This window comes from Pseudarthrobacter sp. NPDC058362, from assembly GCF_042723515.1.
Lineage (GTDB): Bacteria > Actinomycetota > Actinomycetes > Actinomycetales > Micrococcaceae > Arthrobacter.
The window spans coordinates 94,359-111,175 of record NZ_JBHXIW010000008.1; the positions used below are offsets into that span (position 1 = coordinate 94,359).

Annotated in this window: 17 protein-coding genes; 7 read left to right on the forward strand and 10 right to left on the reverse strand. The window is 66.9% G+C overall.

What is annotated here, in order from left to right:
- Positions 1-114: 114 nt before the first annotated feature.
- Entirely contained in the window at positions 115-747 is a 633-nt protein-coding gene (locus tag ACFWIX_RS14565) for a uracil-DNA glycosylase (RefSeq protein ID WP_377216844.1), read from the reverse strand.
- Positions 748-1,096: 349 nt separating this feature from the next.
- Between ACFWIX_RS14565 and ACFWIX_RS14570 the strand changes: the two genes are divergently transcribed.
- The 3 genes from ACFWIX_RS14570 (at position 1,097) to ACFWIX_RS14580 (ending at position 4,258) form a co-directional block, all read left to right on the forward strand.
- Positions 1,097-2,386 carry an adenylosuccinate synthase gene (locus ACFWIX_RS14570; RefSeq protein ID WP_377216845.1) on the forward strand — a complete coding sequence of 430 codons (1,290 nt, stop codon included), beginning with the start codon at positions 1,097-1,099 and terminating at the stop codon, positions 2,384-2,386.
- Positions 2,387-2,876: 490 nt separating this feature from the next.
- On the forward strand, positions 2,877-3,428 hold the full coding sequence (locus ACFWIX_RS14575) for an RNA polymerase sigma factor (protein ID WP_377216846.1): 552 nt from the start codon (positions 2,877-2,879) through the stop codon (positions 3,426-3,428).
- Complete coding sequence (locus ACFWIX_RS14580) at positions 3,425-4,258, forward strand: hypothetical protein (RefSeq protein ID WP_377216847.1); 834 nt, start codon at positions 3,425-3,427, stop codon at positions 4,256-4,258. Before ACFWIX_RS14575 ends, ACFWIX_RS14580 begins: the two co-directional genes overlap by 4 nt.
- A gap of 4 nt (positions 4,259-4,262) precedes the next feature.
- Here the strand turns inward: ACFWIX_RS14580 and ACFWIX_RS14585 are convergent, their stop codons facing one another.
- From ACFWIX_RS14585 to acs, 4 genes are read right to left on the reverse strand one after another with little or no spacing between them, the layout of a single operon-like run.
- Entirely contained in the window at positions 4,263-4,757 is a 495-nt protein-coding gene (locus tag ACFWIX_RS14585; RefSeq protein ID WP_377216848.1) for a CoA-binding protein, read from the reverse strand.
- Positions 4,754-6,109 (reverse strand): O-acetylhomoserine aminocarboxypropyltransferase/cysteine synthase family protein, encoded by a 1,356-nt coding sequence (locus tag ACFWIX_RS14590; RefSeq protein WP_377216849.1) that lies wholly within the window; start codon positions 6,107-6,109, stop codon positions 4,754-4,756. The genes ACFWIX_RS14585 and ACFWIX_RS14590 overlap by 4 nt, the downstream gene beginning before the upstream one ends.
- Positions 6,109-7,299: a dimethylsulfone monooxygenase SfnG gene (sfnG, locus tag ACFWIX_RS14595; protein ID WP_377216850.1), complete on the reverse strand. Its 1,191-nt coding sequence runs from the start codon at positions 7,297-7,299 to the stop codon at positions 6,109-6,111. The genes ACFWIX_RS14590 and sfnG overlap by 1 nt, the downstream gene beginning before the upstream one ends.
- Entirely contained in the window at positions 7,296-9,494 is a 2,199-nt protein-coding gene (gene acs / locus ACFWIX_RS14600; protein WP_377216851.1) for an acetate--CoA ligase, read from the reverse strand. The genes sfnG and acs overlap by 4 nt, the downstream gene beginning before the upstream one ends.
- A gap of 287 nt (positions 9,495-9,781) precedes the next feature.
- On the opposite strand from acs, the gene ACFWIX_RS14605 reads away from it, so the two are divergent.
- On the forward strand, positions 9,782-10,207 hold the full coding sequence (locus tag ACFWIX_RS14605) for a CoA-binding protein (protein WP_377216852.1): 426 nt from the start codon (positions 9,782-9,784) through the stop codon (positions 10,205-10,207).
- Between the two features lie 9 nt (positions 10,208-10,216).
- On the opposite strand, the gene ACFWIX_RS14610 is transcribed toward ACFWIX_RS14605, so the two are convergent.
- Together ACFWIX_RS14610 and ACFWIX_RS14615 are read right to left on the reverse strand one after the other, a co-directional pair.
- Positions 10,217-10,840, reverse strand: a complete 624-nt coding sequence (locus ACFWIX_RS14610; protein ID WP_377216853.1) for a hypothetical protein — start codon at positions 10,838-10,840, stop codon at positions 10,217-10,219.
- 14 nt (positions 10,841-10,854) lie between these two features.
- A complete protein-coding gene (locus tag ACFWIX_RS14615) occupies positions 10,855-11,379 on the reverse strand; it encodes a DUF1990 family protein (protein WP_377216854.1) in 525 nt (174 codons plus the stop codon).
- Positions 11,380-11,454: 75 nt separating this feature from the next.
- Here ACFWIX_RS14615 and ACFWIX_RS14620 point away from each other — a divergent pair, with 75 nt between their 5' ends.
- Both ACFWIX_RS14620 and ACFWIX_RS14625 read left to right on the forward strand, forming a co-directional pair.
- Positions 11,455-12,489, forward strand: a complete 1,035-nt coding sequence (locus ACFWIX_RS14620) for an isopenicillin N synthase family dioxygenase (RefSeq protein WP_377216855.1) — start codon at positions 11,455-11,457, stop codon at positions 12,487-12,489.
- Positions 12,490-12,502: 13 nt separating this feature from the next.
- Entirely contained in the window at positions 12,503-12,796 is a 294-nt protein-coding gene (locus ACFWIX_RS14625; RefSeq protein WP_377216856.1) for a DUF503 domain-containing protein, read from the forward strand.
- Positions 12,797-12,889: 93 nt separating this feature from the next.
- Here the strand turns inward: ACFWIX_RS14625 and purL are convergent, their stop codons facing one another.
- The 3 genes from purL to purS are packed head-to-tail and all read right to left on the reverse strand — an operon-like array spanning position 12,890 to position 16,234.
- Positions 12,890-15,199 carry a phosphoribosylformylglycinamidine synthase subunit PurL gene (purL, locus tag ACFWIX_RS14630; RefSeq protein WP_377216857.1) on the reverse strand — a complete coding sequence of 770 codons (2,310 nt, stop codon included), beginning with the start codon at positions 15,197-15,199 and terminating at the stop codon, positions 12,890-12,892.
- Positions 15,196-15,981, reverse strand: a complete 786-nt coding sequence (gene purQ, locus ACFWIX_RS14635; RefSeq protein WP_377216858.1) for a phosphoribosylformylglycinamidine synthase subunit PurQ — start codon at positions 15,979-15,981, stop codon at positions 15,196-15,198. Before purQ ends, purL begins: the two co-directional genes overlap by 4 nt.
- Position 15,982: 1 nt before the next feature.
- On the reverse strand, positions 15,983-16,234 hold the full coding sequence (purS, locus tag ACFWIX_RS14640) for a phosphoribosylformylglycinamidine synthase subunit PurS (protein ID WP_045730009.1): 252 nt from the start codon (positions 16,232-16,234) through the stop codon (positions 15,983-15,985).
- A 211-nt stretch (positions 16,235-16,445) separates the two neighbouring features.
- Between purS and ACFWIX_RS14645 the strand changes: the two genes are divergently transcribed.
- Positions 16,446-16,631, forward strand: a complete 186-nt coding sequence (locus ACFWIX_RS14645) for a hypothetical protein (RefSeq protein WP_377216859.1) — start codon at positions 16,446-16,448, stop codon at positions 16,629-16,631.
- Positions 16,632-16,817: the final 186 nt, after the last annotated feature.

Below are 16,817 nucleotides of genomic sequence, written 5' to 3' on the forward strand. Positions count from 1 at the left end.
TCGTACCACCACCAGCACGCACTGGACGTAGTTCATTCTGTCGAGGGGGCCGCGGCGTACGTACAGCCTACCGGGCCCCCCGCCGCCGTCGTCCGTCCTGGGAGGGAAAAGTCGTCAGGAGGCTTTTTGGAGGCCTGTCCGGGCCATCGCGTCGGCGTAGGCGACGCGCATGTCCTGGAGATATTCCTCCTGGCGGGCGGGGGAGCCGGCAAACGCGCGGCCGCTGAGGGACCGTACCTTGTAGGTCTTCAGCCCGCGGCGCCACAGCAGTGGAACCTCGGTCTTCAGCAGCAGGTTGGCCAGGCGGTTGGCCTCGGTCCCGTGGGCAACGATCACCGATGCGCGCGGTACCAGGGCCAGGAACTTCAGCAGCGGCTTGAGGCCGGACTGGATCTGGTCGGGCGTGAACTTACCGTTCGGCTCACCGGGAACGTGCCACGGGTGGACGTTCCACGGCATCACGAACTCAGGGCGCAGGCCCAGCTTCCACTGGATCCCCAGCATGCGCGCGGCGGCATCGTGGTCCCCGGCGGTGATGAAGCCGGACGGGTCCGCTTCCCCGATGTTGGAAAAGAGGCTGATGATGCGGCATTCGTCCACGTCGTGCATGGGGTCAACGTACGGCACCACCGTGCCCGGCTTGACTTCCTGCAGTGAATCGCACAGCTCGTTGACGGCTGCGACGTTGGGCTCGTAGCGGCGGCTCAGGAGCTGATCATGGAAGGATTCGGGGGCCAGTGCTGTCATGAAGGGCGGGGTCTCCTGCGGATATGGCGTTGCTGACACACCGGAAAAGGGCGCACGACGGCGCAGCCGCTCCGGGGCTGGGAAAAGGGGTGGGCCGGTTCCTGGCCGGCCTTGACCAGTTTAGCAAGCCGCAGGTCGTCGAAATGCCGGACTGAGGCGCCAAACGAGTGGACAAATCGGCTGATCCGCTAAACTTGGGTGGTAAGGGCCCCGGAACTCTTGCATTGCTGCGCCGCCAACGCGGAACAGTGACCGCCGGTACGTTCGGGGCATTCTCATGAACGGTGCCGCAGGGCCCCAGCCAGCTCTTGGCCGGACCAGGCTGCCCGAACGAATGGGGGAGGATCCCATGCCAGCAATTGTGATCGTAGGAGCCCAGTGGGGCGACGAAGGAAAAGGCAAAGCGACTGACCTCCTGGGCGGCCGCGTCGACTACGTCGTCAAGCCCAACGGCGGCAACAACGCCGGGCACACCGTCGTCGTAGGCGGTGAAAAGTACGAACTCAAGCTGCTGCCGGCAGGCATCCTCAGCCCCAACGCCGTTCCCATCATCGGCAACGGCTGCGTCGTGAACCTCGAGGCTCTTTTTGAAGAGATCGACGGCCTGCAGGCCCGCGGTGCGGACACCTCCAAGCTGCGCGTATCCGCAAACGCCCACCTCGTGGCGCCCTATCACCAGGTGCTGGACAAGGTCACCGAACGCTTCCTCGGCAAGCGCGCCATCGGCACCACCGGGCGTGGCATCGGCCCCGCCTACATGGACAAGGTGGCCCGGTTGGGTATCCGCGTCCAGGACGTCTTCGACGAGTCCATCCTCCGCCAGAAGGTGGAAGGCTCGCTGCACCAGAAGAACGAGGTGCTGGTCAAGATCTACAACCGCCGCAGCGTGGTGGTGGACGAGATCGTTGAGTATTTCCTGTCCTTCGCCGAGCGCCTGCGCCCCCTGGTCATCGACAGCACCCTCGTCCTCAACACCGCACTGGACGAGGGCAAGGTGGTCCTGATGGAAGGCGGCCAGGCCACGTTCCTGGACGTCGACCACGGCACCTACCCGTTCGTCACCTCCTCCAACCCGACGGCCGGCGGCGCCTCGGTGGGCTCGGGCATCGGCCCCACCCGCATTTCCCGCTCCATCGGCATCATCAAGGCCTACACCACCCGCGTCGGCGCGGGCCCGTTCCCCACGGAGCTCTTTGACGAGATGGGCGTCTACCTGCAGAAGACCGGCGGTGAGTTCGGCGTGAACACCGGCCGTCCCCGCCGCTGCGGCTGGTACGACGCCGTCCTGGCCCGCCACGCTTCCCGCGTCAACGGGTTCACGGACTACTTCGTCACCAAACTGGACGTGCTCACCGGCATCGAGCAGATCCCGGTCTGCGTGGCCTACGACGTCGACGGCGTGCGCCACGACGAAATGCCCATGACGCAGACCGAGTTCCACCACGCCAAGCCCATCTTCGAGTACTTCGAGGGCTGGACCGAGGACATCACCGGAGCACGCACCCTCGCGGACCTGCCGGAAAACGCCCGCAACTACGTCCTTGCGCTGGAGAAGCTGTCCGGCACCCGGTTCTCGGCCATCGGCGTGGGCCCGGACCGGGACCAGACCATCGTGGTGAACGACCTCATCAACGATTAGCGCATCAACGCGATACGACGACGGCGGGGGCCCCGGTTGGGGTGGCCCGCCGTTGGCGTTTCCACGGGCCGTTGCGGCCGGGCTGGGATTGTGGGCGCGCCTTCGGTGTCGACCCGCATGTTGGAGGTCGACGCGGATATGCGCTGGCGCGGCCCGTATAGGAGGGGCGACGGTGCACGGGCGCGTCGAGAACGCCTATGTGCGTCGAAAACCGGACACGGGGCAGCGCGGATCGAGGGCATGCAGTTACATAACCGGCCAGGGTCCGGGGATGCGAAAAGTTTTTAAAGGATTTCTCGAAAACGCGTAACCCTTTCGGGCAGCCGGGCGATTACCTCTATGAAGCGCCGAGCTGGAACCTGTCCCCCATCACGTTCCAGCCCGGCTCTTTTTATGTGTGAGCATTTGGTTGTAGAGGGCAAGTTTCGTGGACGCTCTGCCGGGCCTAGACTTAGCAAGCAAAGTTCCCTCCATTGAAAGCCGTACGTCCGTGACCGATGCGCTGATCGATGACGCAATACGCGACGGCGCCGGCGACCCGGAAATCTTCAACCTGGTGTACCAAACATACGCATCACAGGTGTTGGGCTATCTCACGGCCCGCGGAGTAGAGGATCCGGAGGCTGTCATGCAGGATGTGTTCCTGGCAGTGCTGCCCCGCCTTGAGACCATCAGCGGCGGAATGGCCGGCCTGCGCACCTTCATCTTCTCCATAGCCCACGCCCGCATGGTGGATGACCACCGCCGGCAGAGCCGCACGCCGGCCAGGCTTCCCTTCGAGCCGGAACTGGACCGGCGCGAAGATTCCTCTGCCGAAACCGAAGTCCTGGAGCTGATCGCTCCCCAGGAAGTCCAGCGCCTGCTCAGCGGCCTGCTCGACGACCAGCGCGAGGTGCTCACCCTGCGCATCGTTGGCGGTCTCACCGTGGAGCAGGTTGCCGAGGTGCTGGACAAAAGCCCGGGTGCTGTTAAGCAGCTGCAGCGCCGGGCACTGAACAGGCTCCGGGAGGAGCCCGCTGTAAAGGAATATGTGAGGCCATGAATCCCCACGCTGCCAGGGTCCTGGACACAGTGGACCAGATCCTGCTCGAGGCCGGCCAGGAGGGCGCGTCAGACCTGCGTTCTGCCCTGATTTCCATGGGCGCCCTGGCCGAGATGCCCGTGCCCGCGCCGGGTCCCCAACTTGCGGCGCTGCTGTCCGGCACCTCTGTCCATACCAGCCCTGTCCATACCACCCGCCGCGAAGCCCTCGCGCGGGAAGCGGCGGTTCGGCAGGAAGCCGCGCGAAAGGGTGCGCGTTTCCGAAGCGATGAGCTGGCCCGCCGCCGCGCCCTGCGCCGCAACCGGTCGGCCGTGGTCGGACTGACCGTGATGGCCGGGATGGGCCTGGGCGTGACCAGCGTGGCCGCCAGCCTGCCGGCGGCCACGGACAACCACGCAACCGTGCAGCAGCTCCTCGAGGACTGGTCGCCGCATTGGACCATCGAGGCTCCCAGTGCCGCGGAGGACTATGCACCGATGCAGGAACCCGCAGTGTCGGTGGAACCGAAGGCTGCCGAGGCCCCTGAGGCCGCCACTGCCGCTCCCGAACAGGGTGCCAACCCGGCGGCAGGGCCTGGACAGCCCGGTACCGCCGGCAACGGCAAGTCGCAGGCCCTGCTCAACGCGGGCGGCCCCACCGCGGCTGGAATGCCCAGCAGCACACCCGCCGGTGATGGCGGCCGGGCTGCTGAAGCAGGCGGGAAACCGGCCGGCCCGGAAGAGGCCGAAGCGGCGAAACCGGCGGAGCAGGAGTCGGCCAAGGCGGGCAGCTCCGGAACCGGCCAGAAGGCGAGCCCCGGAGCCCGTTGGCTGAAGAAGTTCGGCCAGTAGCGCTTTAGGCCTGGACCTGGCGCTTGGAGGAGATCACACCGGTGTCGAAACCGGCCAGATGCAGCCCGCCGTGGAAGCGGGCGTGCTCGATCTTCACGCAGCGGTCCATCACCACGTTGAGGCCGGCCGCCTCGGCGTCCGCGGCAACGCCCTCGTGCCAGGAACCCAGCTGCAGCCAGAGGGTCTTGGCGCCAGCCGCAACGGCTTCCTCCAGGACGCCCGGGAGGTCGTCGTGCTTGCGGAACACATCCACGATGTCCGGGCTTTCGGGAAGATCGGCCAGTGAGGCGTAGGTGGGCTGGCCAAGGATCTCCTTCACCACGGGGTTGACGAAATACACCTTGTACCGGGTGGAGGACTGCAGGTACGTGGCCACGAAGTAGCTGGCCCGCGATGGCTTGTCCGAGGCCCCCACGATCGCGATCGACTTGGCCGCCCGCAGCAGCGAGAGGCGCTCCGGGGCCGCAGGGCCCTCCCAGGTCCGTACAGCGGTGCTCATGCGCGTGCTCCGATCGTGCAGGCGTCAGCCGCCTCCTCAGGGCGGACGACGGCGTCATCCGCGGTTGCGTCCTGGGCTGCGGCGAGTGCCTGGTCCAGGTCCCACAGGATATCCTCGATGTCCTCCAGGCCCACCGAAATGCGGACCAGGTCCTCTGGCACTCCGGCGGACTCGAGCTGTTCATCGCTCAGCTGCTGGTGCGTGGTGGACCCAGGATGGATCACCAGGGTGCGGGAGTCGCCCACGTTGGCCAGGTGCGAGGCCAGCTGCAGTGACTCGATGAACTTCTGGCCCGCGGCTCGTCCGCCGGCAACGCCGAAGGAAAACACCGATCCGGGACCCTGCGGCAGGTACTTCCGCGCCCGCTCGAAGTGCGGGTGGGAGGGCAGTCCGGAGTAGTTCACGTAGGCCACCCGCGGGTCGGCGTCGAGCCATTCGGCCACGGCCTGTGCGTTTTTCAGGTGCTCATCCAGGCGCTGGGGGAGGGTTTCCACGCCCTGCAGCAGCTGGAACGCGGACTGCGGTGAAAGGGCGGGCCCGATATCGCGCAGCTGTTCGCAGCGGAGCTTGGTCAGGAAACCGTACTCGCCGAAGTTGCCCCACCAGGAGACATTGCCGTAGGAGGCCACGGGCTCGGTCATGGTGGGGAACTTGCCGTTGCCCCAGTTGAACCGGCCGCTTTCCACGATCACGCCGCCCAGGGTGGTGCCGTGCCCGCCCAGGAACTTGGTGGCGGAGTGGATCACGATGTCGGCGCCGTGTTCGATCGGACGCACGAGGTAGGGCGTGCTCAAGGTGGCGTCGACCACCAGGGGGATGCCGGCGTCGCGCGCCACCTTTGCCAGCCCCTCCAGGTCCTGGACTTCCGACGACGGGTTGGCCACCACCTCGACGAAAATCGCCTTGGTGTTCTCCTGGATGGCCGCGGCGTAGTCCGCGGGGTCCGTGCCGGGCACGAACGTGGTGTCCACGCCGAAGCGGCGCAGGGTGACGTCCAGCTGGGTGACGGTGCCGCCGTAGAGCTGGGAAGCGGCCACGATGTGGTCGCCTGCCTGCGTCAGCGCGGCGAAGGTGAGGAACTCCGCTGCCATGCCCGACGACGTCGCAACAGCACCGATGCCGCCCTCCAGTGAGGCAATGCGCTCTTCGAAGGCTGCCACCGTGGGGTTGCCGATGCGGGAGTAGATGTTGCCGTACTTCTGCAGCGCGAAGAGGTTGGCTGCGTCCTGGGTGTCCTTGAACACGAAGGACGTGGTCTGGTAAATGGGCACAGCACGGGCGCCGTGTTCGGCGTCGGGGGTGCCGCCGGCGTGCAGGGCGCGGGTGCGGAAACCGAATTTACGGTCAGCCATCAGGCGGCCACCGCTTCAGCGACGGGTGCCTGGGAAAGGTCCAGCTCGATGCCGTTCTTCCGGGCGAGGTCAGCCTCGAGTTCACGGACGATCGGCAGGATGTCCCGGCCGAACGCGGCGATCTCTTCCTGGAAGTGCAGGTAGCCGGTGAGGAACAGGTTGACGCCGATCTTCTTGTACTCGACGATGCGCTCGGCGATCTGCTCCGGGGTGCCGATCAGTTGGGTCTTGAAGCCGTCGTTGTATTGGACCAGGTCCTCGAACGTGGAGTCGGCCCACATGCCCTTGCCGTCCTTCGTGGAAGGTCCGGCCTCCTGCACGGCGTCGCGGAAGCCCTGGACGGCCGGCTTGTGTGCCTTCTCGACGATTTCGCGGAGGGTGTCGCGGGCTTCCTTCTCGGAGTCGCGGGCGATGACGAAGCCGTTGAGGCCGAACCGCGGTGCTGGGAGGGCGCCCTCGGTGCCGCGGCGGGTTTCGCCGGAGGCGGCAACCACGCCGGCGATGTTCTCCTTGAAGCCCTCCAGGTCCTTGCCGTTGGAGAAGTACCAGTCCGCCACGCGGCCCGCTGTGGCCTGGGCCGCCGTGGAGTTGCCGCCGAAGAAGATCTCCGGGTGGGCGCGGCCGGGAACGCTGACCGGGGCCGGGTTCAGGGTGAAGTCCGTGATGTTGTAGTACTTGCCGGACTGGCTGTACTCCTGCTCGGTCCAGAGGCCGCGCAGCACCTTGATGAACTCCTCGGTGCGGACGTAGCGCTCGTCGTGCTCCAGCCATTCGAGGCCAAAGTTTTCGAACTCCGCCTTCAGCCAGCCGGAGACGATGTTGACTGCGGCGCGGCCGTTGGAGATGTGGTCCGCGGTGATGATGTACTTGGCCAGCACGCCGGGGTGCCACATGCCCGGGTGGACCGCGGCGATGACCTTCAGGCGCTCCGTGGCTGCCAGCAGCGCCAGGCTGAACGAGGTGGCCTCGTGCTGCTTGTCCGCACCGTAGGAGGCAGCGTAGCGGGTCTGGGACAGGGCATATTCGAAGCCGGAGTTCTCGGCGATGCGTGCCAGCTTCTTGTTGTAGTCGAAGTCCCAGCTGGTGCGCTGTTCGATGGTGGACACCACCAGGCCGCCGGAGACGTTGGGAACCCAGTATGCGAACTTGAGCGGTTCGGAGAGCCGGGCGACGTTGCTGATCTCGGTCATGAATTTTCCTTTGCTTGGGTCCGCTCGCGCAGGACGTCCTGGATGCCGGCGATCGCCGGTTCGTTCTGGAGTGAGGTGGTATCGCCCAGGGCGGTCCCCTCGAACAGTTGGGTGAGCAGCCGGCGCATGATCTTGCCGCTGCGGGTCTTGGGTACATCGGGAACCACGACGACGTCGCGCGGCTTGGCGATCGGGCCGATCGCCGTCGCGACGTGGTGCCGGAGCTCGTCGGCGAAGGCGGCCTCGCTGGATGGGCCCACGCCCGCAGGTTTCCCTGCCCGAGCTTGCGGGGGGAGGGGGCGGGTGGGGACAACGAAGGCCACCACGGCATGCCCGGTTTTCGGGTCCGCCACGGGACAGACGCCGGCTTCCACCACGAGCGGGTGGGATACCAGGGCGGACTCGATCTCGATGGTGGAGAGCAGGTGGCCGGAGACGTTCAAGGTGTCGTCCACCCGCCCGAGGATCCAGATGTCGCCGTCCTCGTCGTACTTGGCGCCGTCGCCGGCCAGGAACCAGCCCCGGTCCGCGTACTTGCTCCAGTACGAATCGAAGTAGCGCCGCGGATTTCCCCAGACGGTCCGCGCAATGGCGGGCCCGGGGGAATCAACCACGATGTTTCCCTGGACGCCGGGCGGGACCGTTGCCCCGCCGTCGTCCACGATCCTCGTACTGACGCCGGGGAGGGGCCGGGCCGCGCAGCCCGGCTTGAAATGCGTGTCCGTTGGCGCGGGGGAGAGGATCGTGGCGCCGGTTTCGGACTGCCACCACGTGTCCACCACCGGAGCCGTGCCGGCGCCGACATTTTCGCGCAGCCAGCGCCAGGCTTCCGGGTTGACGGCCTCACCCACGGTGCCGAGCATGCGGATGGAGGAGAGGTCGTAGGTGTCCGGGACGCCGTCCGGGAACCAGCCCATGAGGGAGCGGACCAGGGTGGGTGCCGTGTAGTACTGGGTGACACCGTAGCGCTCGATGATCTCAAAGTGCCGGCCCGGATGCGGGGTGTTCGGCGTGCCTTCGAAGATCACCTGGGTCACGCCGTTGGTGAGCGGGCCGTAAATCTCGTAGGTGTGCGCGGTGACCCAGGCCAGGTCCGCGGTGCACCAATGCACGTCCTGGTCCCGGAGCGCGGGGTCAGGGTTGCTGAACAGGTGCTCGAAGCTCCAGGACGCCTGCGTGAGGTAGCCGCCGGAGGTGTGCACCAGGCCCTTCGGCTTTCCGGTGGTGCCGGAGGTGTACATGATGAACAGCGGCGTTTCGGCGTCGAATGCCTCAGGTTCGTGGACGTCGGGGGCGCTGCCGACGGCGTCATGCCACCAGACGTCGCGGCCTTCCGCCATGTTCACCGTGTGGAGGTCCTCAGCGGGCGTAGTGCGGTTGACCACCAGAACGTGCTCGACGGCGTTGTCCCCGGCCACCGCTGCGTCCGCATTGTCCTTGACGGGTACTGCAACGCCGCGGCGGTACTGGCCGTCCGTAGTGACCAGCAGCTTGGCTCCGGTGTCTTCCACCCGGAAGCGCAGCGCCTCGGCGGAGAAGCCGCCGAAGACCAGCGAGTGGATGGCCCCGATCCGGGCCACGGCCAGGGTTATGATGACGGTCTCGGGGATGACCGGGAGGTAGATGACCACGCGGTCGCCCTTGGTGATGCCCAGTGACAGGAGGGCATTGGCCGCCTTGGCGACCTCGCGCTGCAGCTCGGCGTAGGTGATGGAGCGCCGGTCACCGGGCTCGCCCTCGAAGTAAAGGGCCACTTTGCTGCCCAGGCCGTTCGCCACGTGGCGGTCCACGCAGTTGTAGGCCACGTTGAGCCGGCCGCCGTCGAACCAGCTGATTTGCGGGCCGGTGCCGGCCTCGGCATCAGCCGGGACCCAGCGGTGGGCCGTGTGCCAGGGGGATTCCCAGTCCAGGCGCAGGGCCTGTTGCTCCCAGAAGGCGATGTTCTGCGGGGACACGATGGTGCTGCTGTGACGCGCCGGACCGCCGGACGGTACGCCGTGCACGGCATCGTCTTCCGGCCCGGTCGAGGACCATCCCGAAGAGCCGGAGGCGGGGCCGGGCGCGTCACGCAGCCCTGCTTCGACCGCCGTCGCGTTCGAAGTGGTGTTGTGGGAACCCGCGGGGGGCACGCCGGGGGCGGCCACAGCAGGATTCCGGGTGGAAACAGGCGTAGCAGTATTAATTCCAAGGGTCATGGTGCTCCATCGATCCTGGCAGTAGCACCCTTCGCCGCCTGCCGTGGATGGTCGCCTCGGCATGTGGTGCTTTTCGGACGGCAAGCCGCCCTAGGGATGCTGCGGCTTCATCGATCCAGGTCTCTCAGCCGCTCGGGATGGTCACTACCAACTACAGCCGAACCGCACGGCATCGGCCAAATCTGCCACCACGCTGCCGTAATATTCGTTCACGGGCGCAGGGTGCCCGCCTCCATCAGTCATTTATTCGGCAGAAGGGATTTGCGGCCACGGCGTAGGCTTGGGGCATGGCCCATACCAACGATCCTGCAGTCATTGAGCGCCTCATGCGAAACAAAGGGCGGTGGGCCATCGTGGGCCTGACCACCAACGAGTGGCGCGCCGCCTACGACACATCGCTGTTTATCCGGGACCGGCTCGGCATGGAAATCATCCCGGTCAACCTGCCCGGCGACCCCGTCCACGGCGAAGCCGGGTACCGCACGCTCGGCGAGATACCGGCGGAAAAGCACCCTCTCGACGTCGTCGATTGCTTTGTGAATTCGCAGAAGGTGGGCGCCGTGGTGGACCAGGCGATCGCCGTGGGAGCCAAGGCCGTCTGGCTGCAGCTCGGCGTGGTGGACGAGGCCGCTGCCGCGCGCGCCAAAGCCGCCGGGCTGGACGTGGTCATGAACCTCTGCCCGGCCCAGGTGGCGTGGAACTACAACCTCTAAGGTGCAGGGTCAGTCGACGGCGAGGGCCCGTTCGCAGGACCTGATGGCGTCCCGTGCCCCTTGCTGCTGATCGGGGGTTCCGGCGCGCTCGGCCCATTGCTCGGCCAGCTGGAACTCCACGATCGCCTCGGGATAGCGGCCTGCCTCCCGCAGGGTGTCACCCAGCGCGCTGTGGAGCGCGGGCAGCCAGCGGCGGGCGCGGGGGTCGTGTGCGGTGGCGGCGTATTCGATGGCGCTGCGGGCCCACGGTTCGGCATGGGCGGAGTCTGCGGCCGCCAGCATGGCCAGGGCGTCGACGGCGAGCAGTTCCTCACCGAGGTGGTCGCCCAGTTCTGCCGCCTGCTCGAAGAGCGGAGCCGCCATGGCGGAATGGCCGCCTGCGTGCAGCAGTCGGCCGCGCTCCAGCAGGACGCGGACCGCGACGGTGGGTTCCTCGCCGTCGATGGTGTCCAGCAGGGCGTCCGCTTCCTCGAACCGGCCCTGCAGCCCCAGGGCCCGCCCAAGCTGCGTGGCGAGCTCGGCTTTCTCGTCAGCGTCGTACTCTGTGCCTGCCATGGCGTCCTGGAACCGCTGCCCGGAGAGCCCGGGGTCCGCGTAGTTCCACAACCGGTCAAGGGTCTCCTGGTCCAGCATGTACCTTCTCCTGATCAGCTTTCACCTGCGGCGAGTGTGCGTGCCCCTTCAATGTACCGGGAGGTCACGTAGCGCTGCGCCGCGCGGGTGGCCAGCGTGCCCGCAGCATAGAACCAGTTGGCCGGTCTGCTGAACGCGGTGATCTTCAGGACTACCGTCCCGGCGGCGTCGATCGCCACTTCGAATGCCTCCTCGCCCCGGGCCGGGTGCCCGGGCAGGGTCCCGTATCCGAAGCCCGCCGACTGGGCCCCTTCTGATGCGGCCGGGTGGTGCACCCACACCACCTCGCACGGCGCGTCCAGGCGGAAAGGGCCGACGCCGAAGCCGCTCACCACGCGCGCTCCGGGGGTGGCGACGGCCGCATCGGCACGGACCCGCAGTCCCGCGCGGCGTTGGAGTTCCCAGCCCAGGATGCCGCGGGCGACGCGGAGGTAGACGTCCCTGCCCTCGCCCAGGTACGCCTCGCGGACCACGCACGGGTATCCCTCCGGCACGCGTCCGTCTTCGGTGAAACCGATGCCCGGATAGTTGAGCTGCATGTGCCTGGTCTTCCTTCCGGGCTGCCTCATCCTGCGAGCCTACAAAGGCACCCTGCTCGATGCTAGTCTGCCAAGATGCCACACGATCAGGGGACCATACCTGTCCTGGACCTTAGTACAGCACGCCGGGCCGACGGGTCCTTCAATCCAGAGTTCATCGAGCAACTTCGCTACGCCACGCACAACGTGGGATTCTTCCAAGTGACGGGCTACGGCGCCGCGCCCGGACAGGCCGAACACCTCCTGGAGGTGATCCGCCGTTTCTTCGTGCTGCCCCTGGAGCAGCGGATGAAGCTGGACAACAGGCTCTCGCCCCACTTCCGCGGCTACACCCGAATGGGCACGGAAGTCACCCAGGGCCGGGCGGACGCACGGGAACAGATTGACTATTCGCCGGAGCGCGCACCCGTTCCGGGCTACCCCGCGGACCAGCCCTTCTGGCTGCTCCAGGGTCCCAACCTCTGGCCGGACGGGTTCTTCCCCGAACTCAAGCCCGCCGCCATGGAGTGGGCGGAGCTGATGTCTTCCGTGGGCATGGAACTGATGCGGGCCATCGCGGTCACGTTGCGTCTGCCGGAGGACTACTTCGACGAGCCGTTCCAGGGCACCCCGGCCTGGATGGGCAAGCTGGTGCACTACGTGGGAGGCGTGGTGGAGGCCGCCGGTGACCAGGGCGTGGGCTCGCACGCGGACTACGGCTTCGTGACCCTGCTGCTGCAGGACGACGTCGGAGGCCTGGAGGTGTTGCCCCCCGGCGCCACTGAATGGGCTCCGGTGGAACCCATCCCGGGCGCGCTGGTGGTGAACCTGGGCGAAATGCTGGAGGTAGCCACCGAGGGCTACCTGGCCGCAACCATCCACCGGGTGCAGGCTCCGCCGCCGGGGGTGGACCGCTATTCTGTGCCGTTCTTCTGGTCGCCGCGGCTCGATGCGGTGATCGATCCCGTTCCGCTGGATCCGGAGCTTAAGGGCGCGGCCCGGGGCATCACGGACGATCCCGCAAACCCGCTGCTGTCCTCCTTTGGCATGAACATGCTCAAGGGCAGGATGCGCGCGCACCCGGACGTGACAGAGCGGCACTACCCGGACCTGGTGCTGCCGGGACGGTAAAGGGCCGCGGAATATGTGGATCGGCTGGATCGAGTTCGACATTCTCCTCGGCGATGTGCACAGCCTGAAGGAGAAGCGGTCCGTGGTGCGCCCCTTGCTGGCAGAGATGAAGCGCCGGTTTGAGGTTTCCGTGGCCGAGGTGGGCGGCCAGGAGCAGTACCGCAGGGCCCGGCTGGGCGTTGGTTTGGTGGCTGGAGACCGTGCGCACCTCGCCGAGGTGCTGGCCGCCGTCGAACGCTTCGTTGCCGCCCGCCCGGAAATTGAACTCCTGAGCGCCCGCCAGCGCGAACTCCACAGCGAGGACTAATGGCTTAACGGAAAATCCGCGCCGGTTCCGGACATCCGCGCCCCGGGTCAGGGGTGCGTTTGTCCGGAACCGCCGCGGATTCCTGATGGAGGGTTAGCCGAAGTACTTCGGCAGGGTCCCTTCATGGGCTTCGCGGAGGGCGTCCAGGGACAGGGCGTCTACGCCATTGATCTCCAGCTTGCCGCTGGCCGCATCCACTACGCCGATGCGGGTGTGGGCGAAGCCGCGGGCGGTGCACATGTCCGTGAAACGGACCTCCTCCGAGCGCGGCACGCCCACGACGGCGCGCGCCTGGGACTCGGAGAACAGCGCGGTGAACAGGTCGACGCCGTCGCGGTCCATGACGTCCTGCAGCGCGATCCGGGCACCCACGCCGTAACGCAGCGAGGATTCCACCAGGGCCGCGGCGAGACCGCCCTCGGAGAGGTCGTGGGCTGAATCGATCATGCCGTCGCGCGAGGCGTTGATGAGGATTTCACCCAGGGAGCGCTCGGCCTCAAGGTCAACCTTCGGCGGCTGTCCGCCCAGGTGCCCGCGCATGTTGGCCCATTCGGAACCGTCGAGCTCTGCAGCGGTGGTGCCCAGCAGGTAGATCGCCTGGCCGTCCTCGCGCCAGCCCGACGGCGTACGGCGGGCAACGTCGTCGAGCTTGCCCAGGACTGCCACCACGGGGGAGGGGTGGATGGGCGTAGTGCCCGTCTGGTTGTACAGCGAGACGTTGCCGCCGGTGACCGGAATGCCCAGCACCATGCAGGCGTCGGACAGGCCGCGGATGGCCTCGGCCAGCTGCCACATGACGTCCGGGTCCTCGGGGGAGCCGAAGTTCAGGCAGTCGCTGACGGCCATGGGCACCGCGCCGGAGGTGGCAACGTTGCGGTAGGCCTCAGCCAGCGCCAGCTGTGCGCCGTGGTACGGGTCCAGGTAGGTGTAGCGTCCGTTGGCGTCGGTGGCCAGCGCCACGCCCAGGCCCGTTTCCTCGTCCACGCGGACCACACCGGCGTCGTCCGGGAACGCCATGGCGGTGTTGCCGCCCACGTAACGGTCGTACTGGTTGGTGATCCAGGACTTGGAGCACATGTTCGGCGATGCCACGAGCTCAGTCACGGCGGCAGCCAGCGAGGCCGGGCTTTCCGGGCGGCCGGCGTCCTGGACGGAACCGGTGAAGGTGTCCGCCTGGACGGCGTCCTGCCACTCCGGGCGGGCGTACGGGCGGTCATAGACCGGTCCGTCGTGCGCCACCGTGCGGGGATCGACGTCGACGATTACGTCGCCTTCCCAGGTGATGATCAGGCGGCCGGTGTCCGTGACTTCGCCGAGCCAGGAGTACTCCACGGCCCACTTGTCCATCACGGCCTCGAACGCTTCCACGTTCTCGGGGGTGACCACGGCCATCATGCGTTCCTGCGACTCGGACATCAGGATCTCGCCCGGGGTCAGGGTGGGGTCGCGCAGCAGGACTGAGGTCAGCTCAACCTGCATGCCGCCGTCGCCGTTGGAGGCAAGCTCCGAGGTGGCGCAGGAGATGCCTGCGGCGCCGAGGTCCTGGATGCCTTCCACGAGGGAGCCCTTGAACAGCTCCAGGCAGCATTCGATGAGGACCTTCTCGGCGAAGGGGTCGCCCACCTGGACTGCGGGGCGCTTGGACGGCTTGGTGTCGTCGAAGGACTCGGAGGCCAGCACGGAGGCGCCGCCGATGCCGTCGCCGCCGGTGCGCGCACCGAACAGGACCACCTTGTTGCCCTTGCCGGAGGCGTTGGCCAGGCGGATGTCCTCGTGGCGCATGACGCCAACGGCGAGGGCGTTGACCAGCGGGTTGCCCTGGTAGACGGAGTCGAACACCATTTCGCCGCCGATGTTCGGCAGGCCCAGCGAGTTGCCGTAGCCGCCGATGCCGGCAACGGCACCGTGCATCACGCGGGCCGTGTCCGGGTGGTCGATGGCGCCGAAGCGCAGCGGGTCCATGACGGCCACCGGGCGGGCGCCCATGGAGATGATGTCGCGGACAATGCCGCCGATGCCGGTCGCGGCGCCCTGGTAAGGCTCAACGAACGACGGCGAGTTGTGCGATTCGATCTTGAAGGTCACGGCCCAGCCGTCCCCCAGGTTGGTGACGCCGGCGTTTTCGCCGATGCCCACCAGCATGTCCTTCTTCATTTCCTCGGTGACCTTCTGGCCGAACTGGCGCAGGTGGTTCTTGGAGGACTTGTAGGAGCAGTGCTCGCTCCACATGACGGAGTACATGGCCAGCTCGGCACCGGTGGGGCGCCGGCCCAGGACCTTGACGATCTCGTCGAACTCGTTCCGCTTCAGGCCCAGCTCGGCCCAGGGCAGTTCGGTGTCCGGAGTCTTCGCGGCGTGCTCGACGGTGTCGATGTTGAACTTCTTGGTGGTTTCCGTGGTCACTTGTCGCCTCCCACAATCTTGGTCAGTACGGAGGTGAAGAATCCGAGCCCGTCGGTGTCGGAACCGCCGACACCCGTCTCACGGGAGAACGCGGCCTCGGGGCCGAAGCCGGGCTCCACGGCGTGCTCGGGGTGCGGCATGAGGCCCACCACGTTGCCGGCGGCGTTGGAGATGCCGGCAATGTCGCGGCGTGAACCGTTCGGGTTGAAGCCTACGTAGCGGAACACCACGCGGCCCTCGGCCTCAAGGGCGTCCAGGGTCTTCTCGTCCGCGATGTACTGGCCGTCCTGGTTCTTCAGCGGAATGGTGATCTCCTGGCCCGCCTGGTAGTCCACAGTCCACGCCGTGTTGCTGTTTTCGACGCGCAGCACCTGGTCGCGGCACAGGAACTTCAGGTGGTCGTTCTTGATCATCGAACCGGGCAGCAGGTGCGACTCGGTGAGGATCTGGAAACCATTGCAGATGCCCAGCACCGGCAGCTTGGCGTCGCTGTTGGCGGCGTCGATGATCTTCGACATCAGCGGTGCGAAGCGGGCGATGGCGCCGGCGCGCAGGTAGTCGCCGTAGGAGAAGCCGCCCGGGATGATGACGGCGTCCACGTCACCGAGTGCGCTGTCGCCGTGCCAGAGTTCGACGGCGGTGCCGCCCGCCAGGCGGACGGCGCGGGCGGCGTCGCGGTCGTCAAGGGTGCCGGGGAAGGTGACGACGCCGATCCGGGCACCGGCGAGGCGGGGTTCCGCCGCGACGGCGACGGCCTCGCCGATCAGGGGAAGTTCAGTCATGTCAGGCCTCGACGACCTCGACGTTGACGACGTCCTCGATCACGGGGTTGGAGAGGAGTGTCTCGGCGGCATTGCGGGCCTGTGCCAGGATTTCCTCGGTCACCTCGCCGTCAACGGTCAGTTCAAAGCGCTTGCCCTGACGGACAGAGCTGAAGCTGGTGAAGCCCAGCCGGGGGAGGGCCCCGACGATCGCCTTCCCCTGCGGGTCCAGAATTTCGGGCTTGGGCATGACGTCAACAACGATCCGGGGCATCCGGTAACTCCTGTGCGTGAGCTTGGGTAAGGGCGCAGCGGAGTGGTGCCGTCTTACGCCGTACCGACTGTCGGGGACCTTCAGGGTGAACAGTGTGGACGGGCGCTCCGCGAGCTTGCTCCTTTATTCTACCGGCCGCGGCGCGCTCTCTGTATTCGGGCTGCCCCCGGATGCTCTGGAGTAGTGGCGGGCGGCTCACTAGGATTGCCGGATGGCTGAGAACTCCAAATCTGTGCTGTTGCCCGTGGTTGCCGCGGCAGTGTTTGCCGGGTTGGGCCGGATGGTCCTGCAGAAGATCAAGGCGGACAGGCTGGCCCGCAACAACCGCACCGCCGGACCTGTTGACGAGAAGACCCGGCAGTGGATCAGTGAGGTGGTTCGCACACCGCGGGAGTAGCCGTCGGAGCAGGATGTGACAAGCAACAAATTTCAAAGTGTGCTCTATGTCATATTTGGCTCTCACTATGTACTGTGTGAATCGACCGGTCGCATGGGATTACAAAATCTGTAATGCCTGATGTGTACCGGTCGATTTTCCGGCCCCCGCTCGTGGCTGGGCCGGGTACATCGTGAAAGGGTCGCA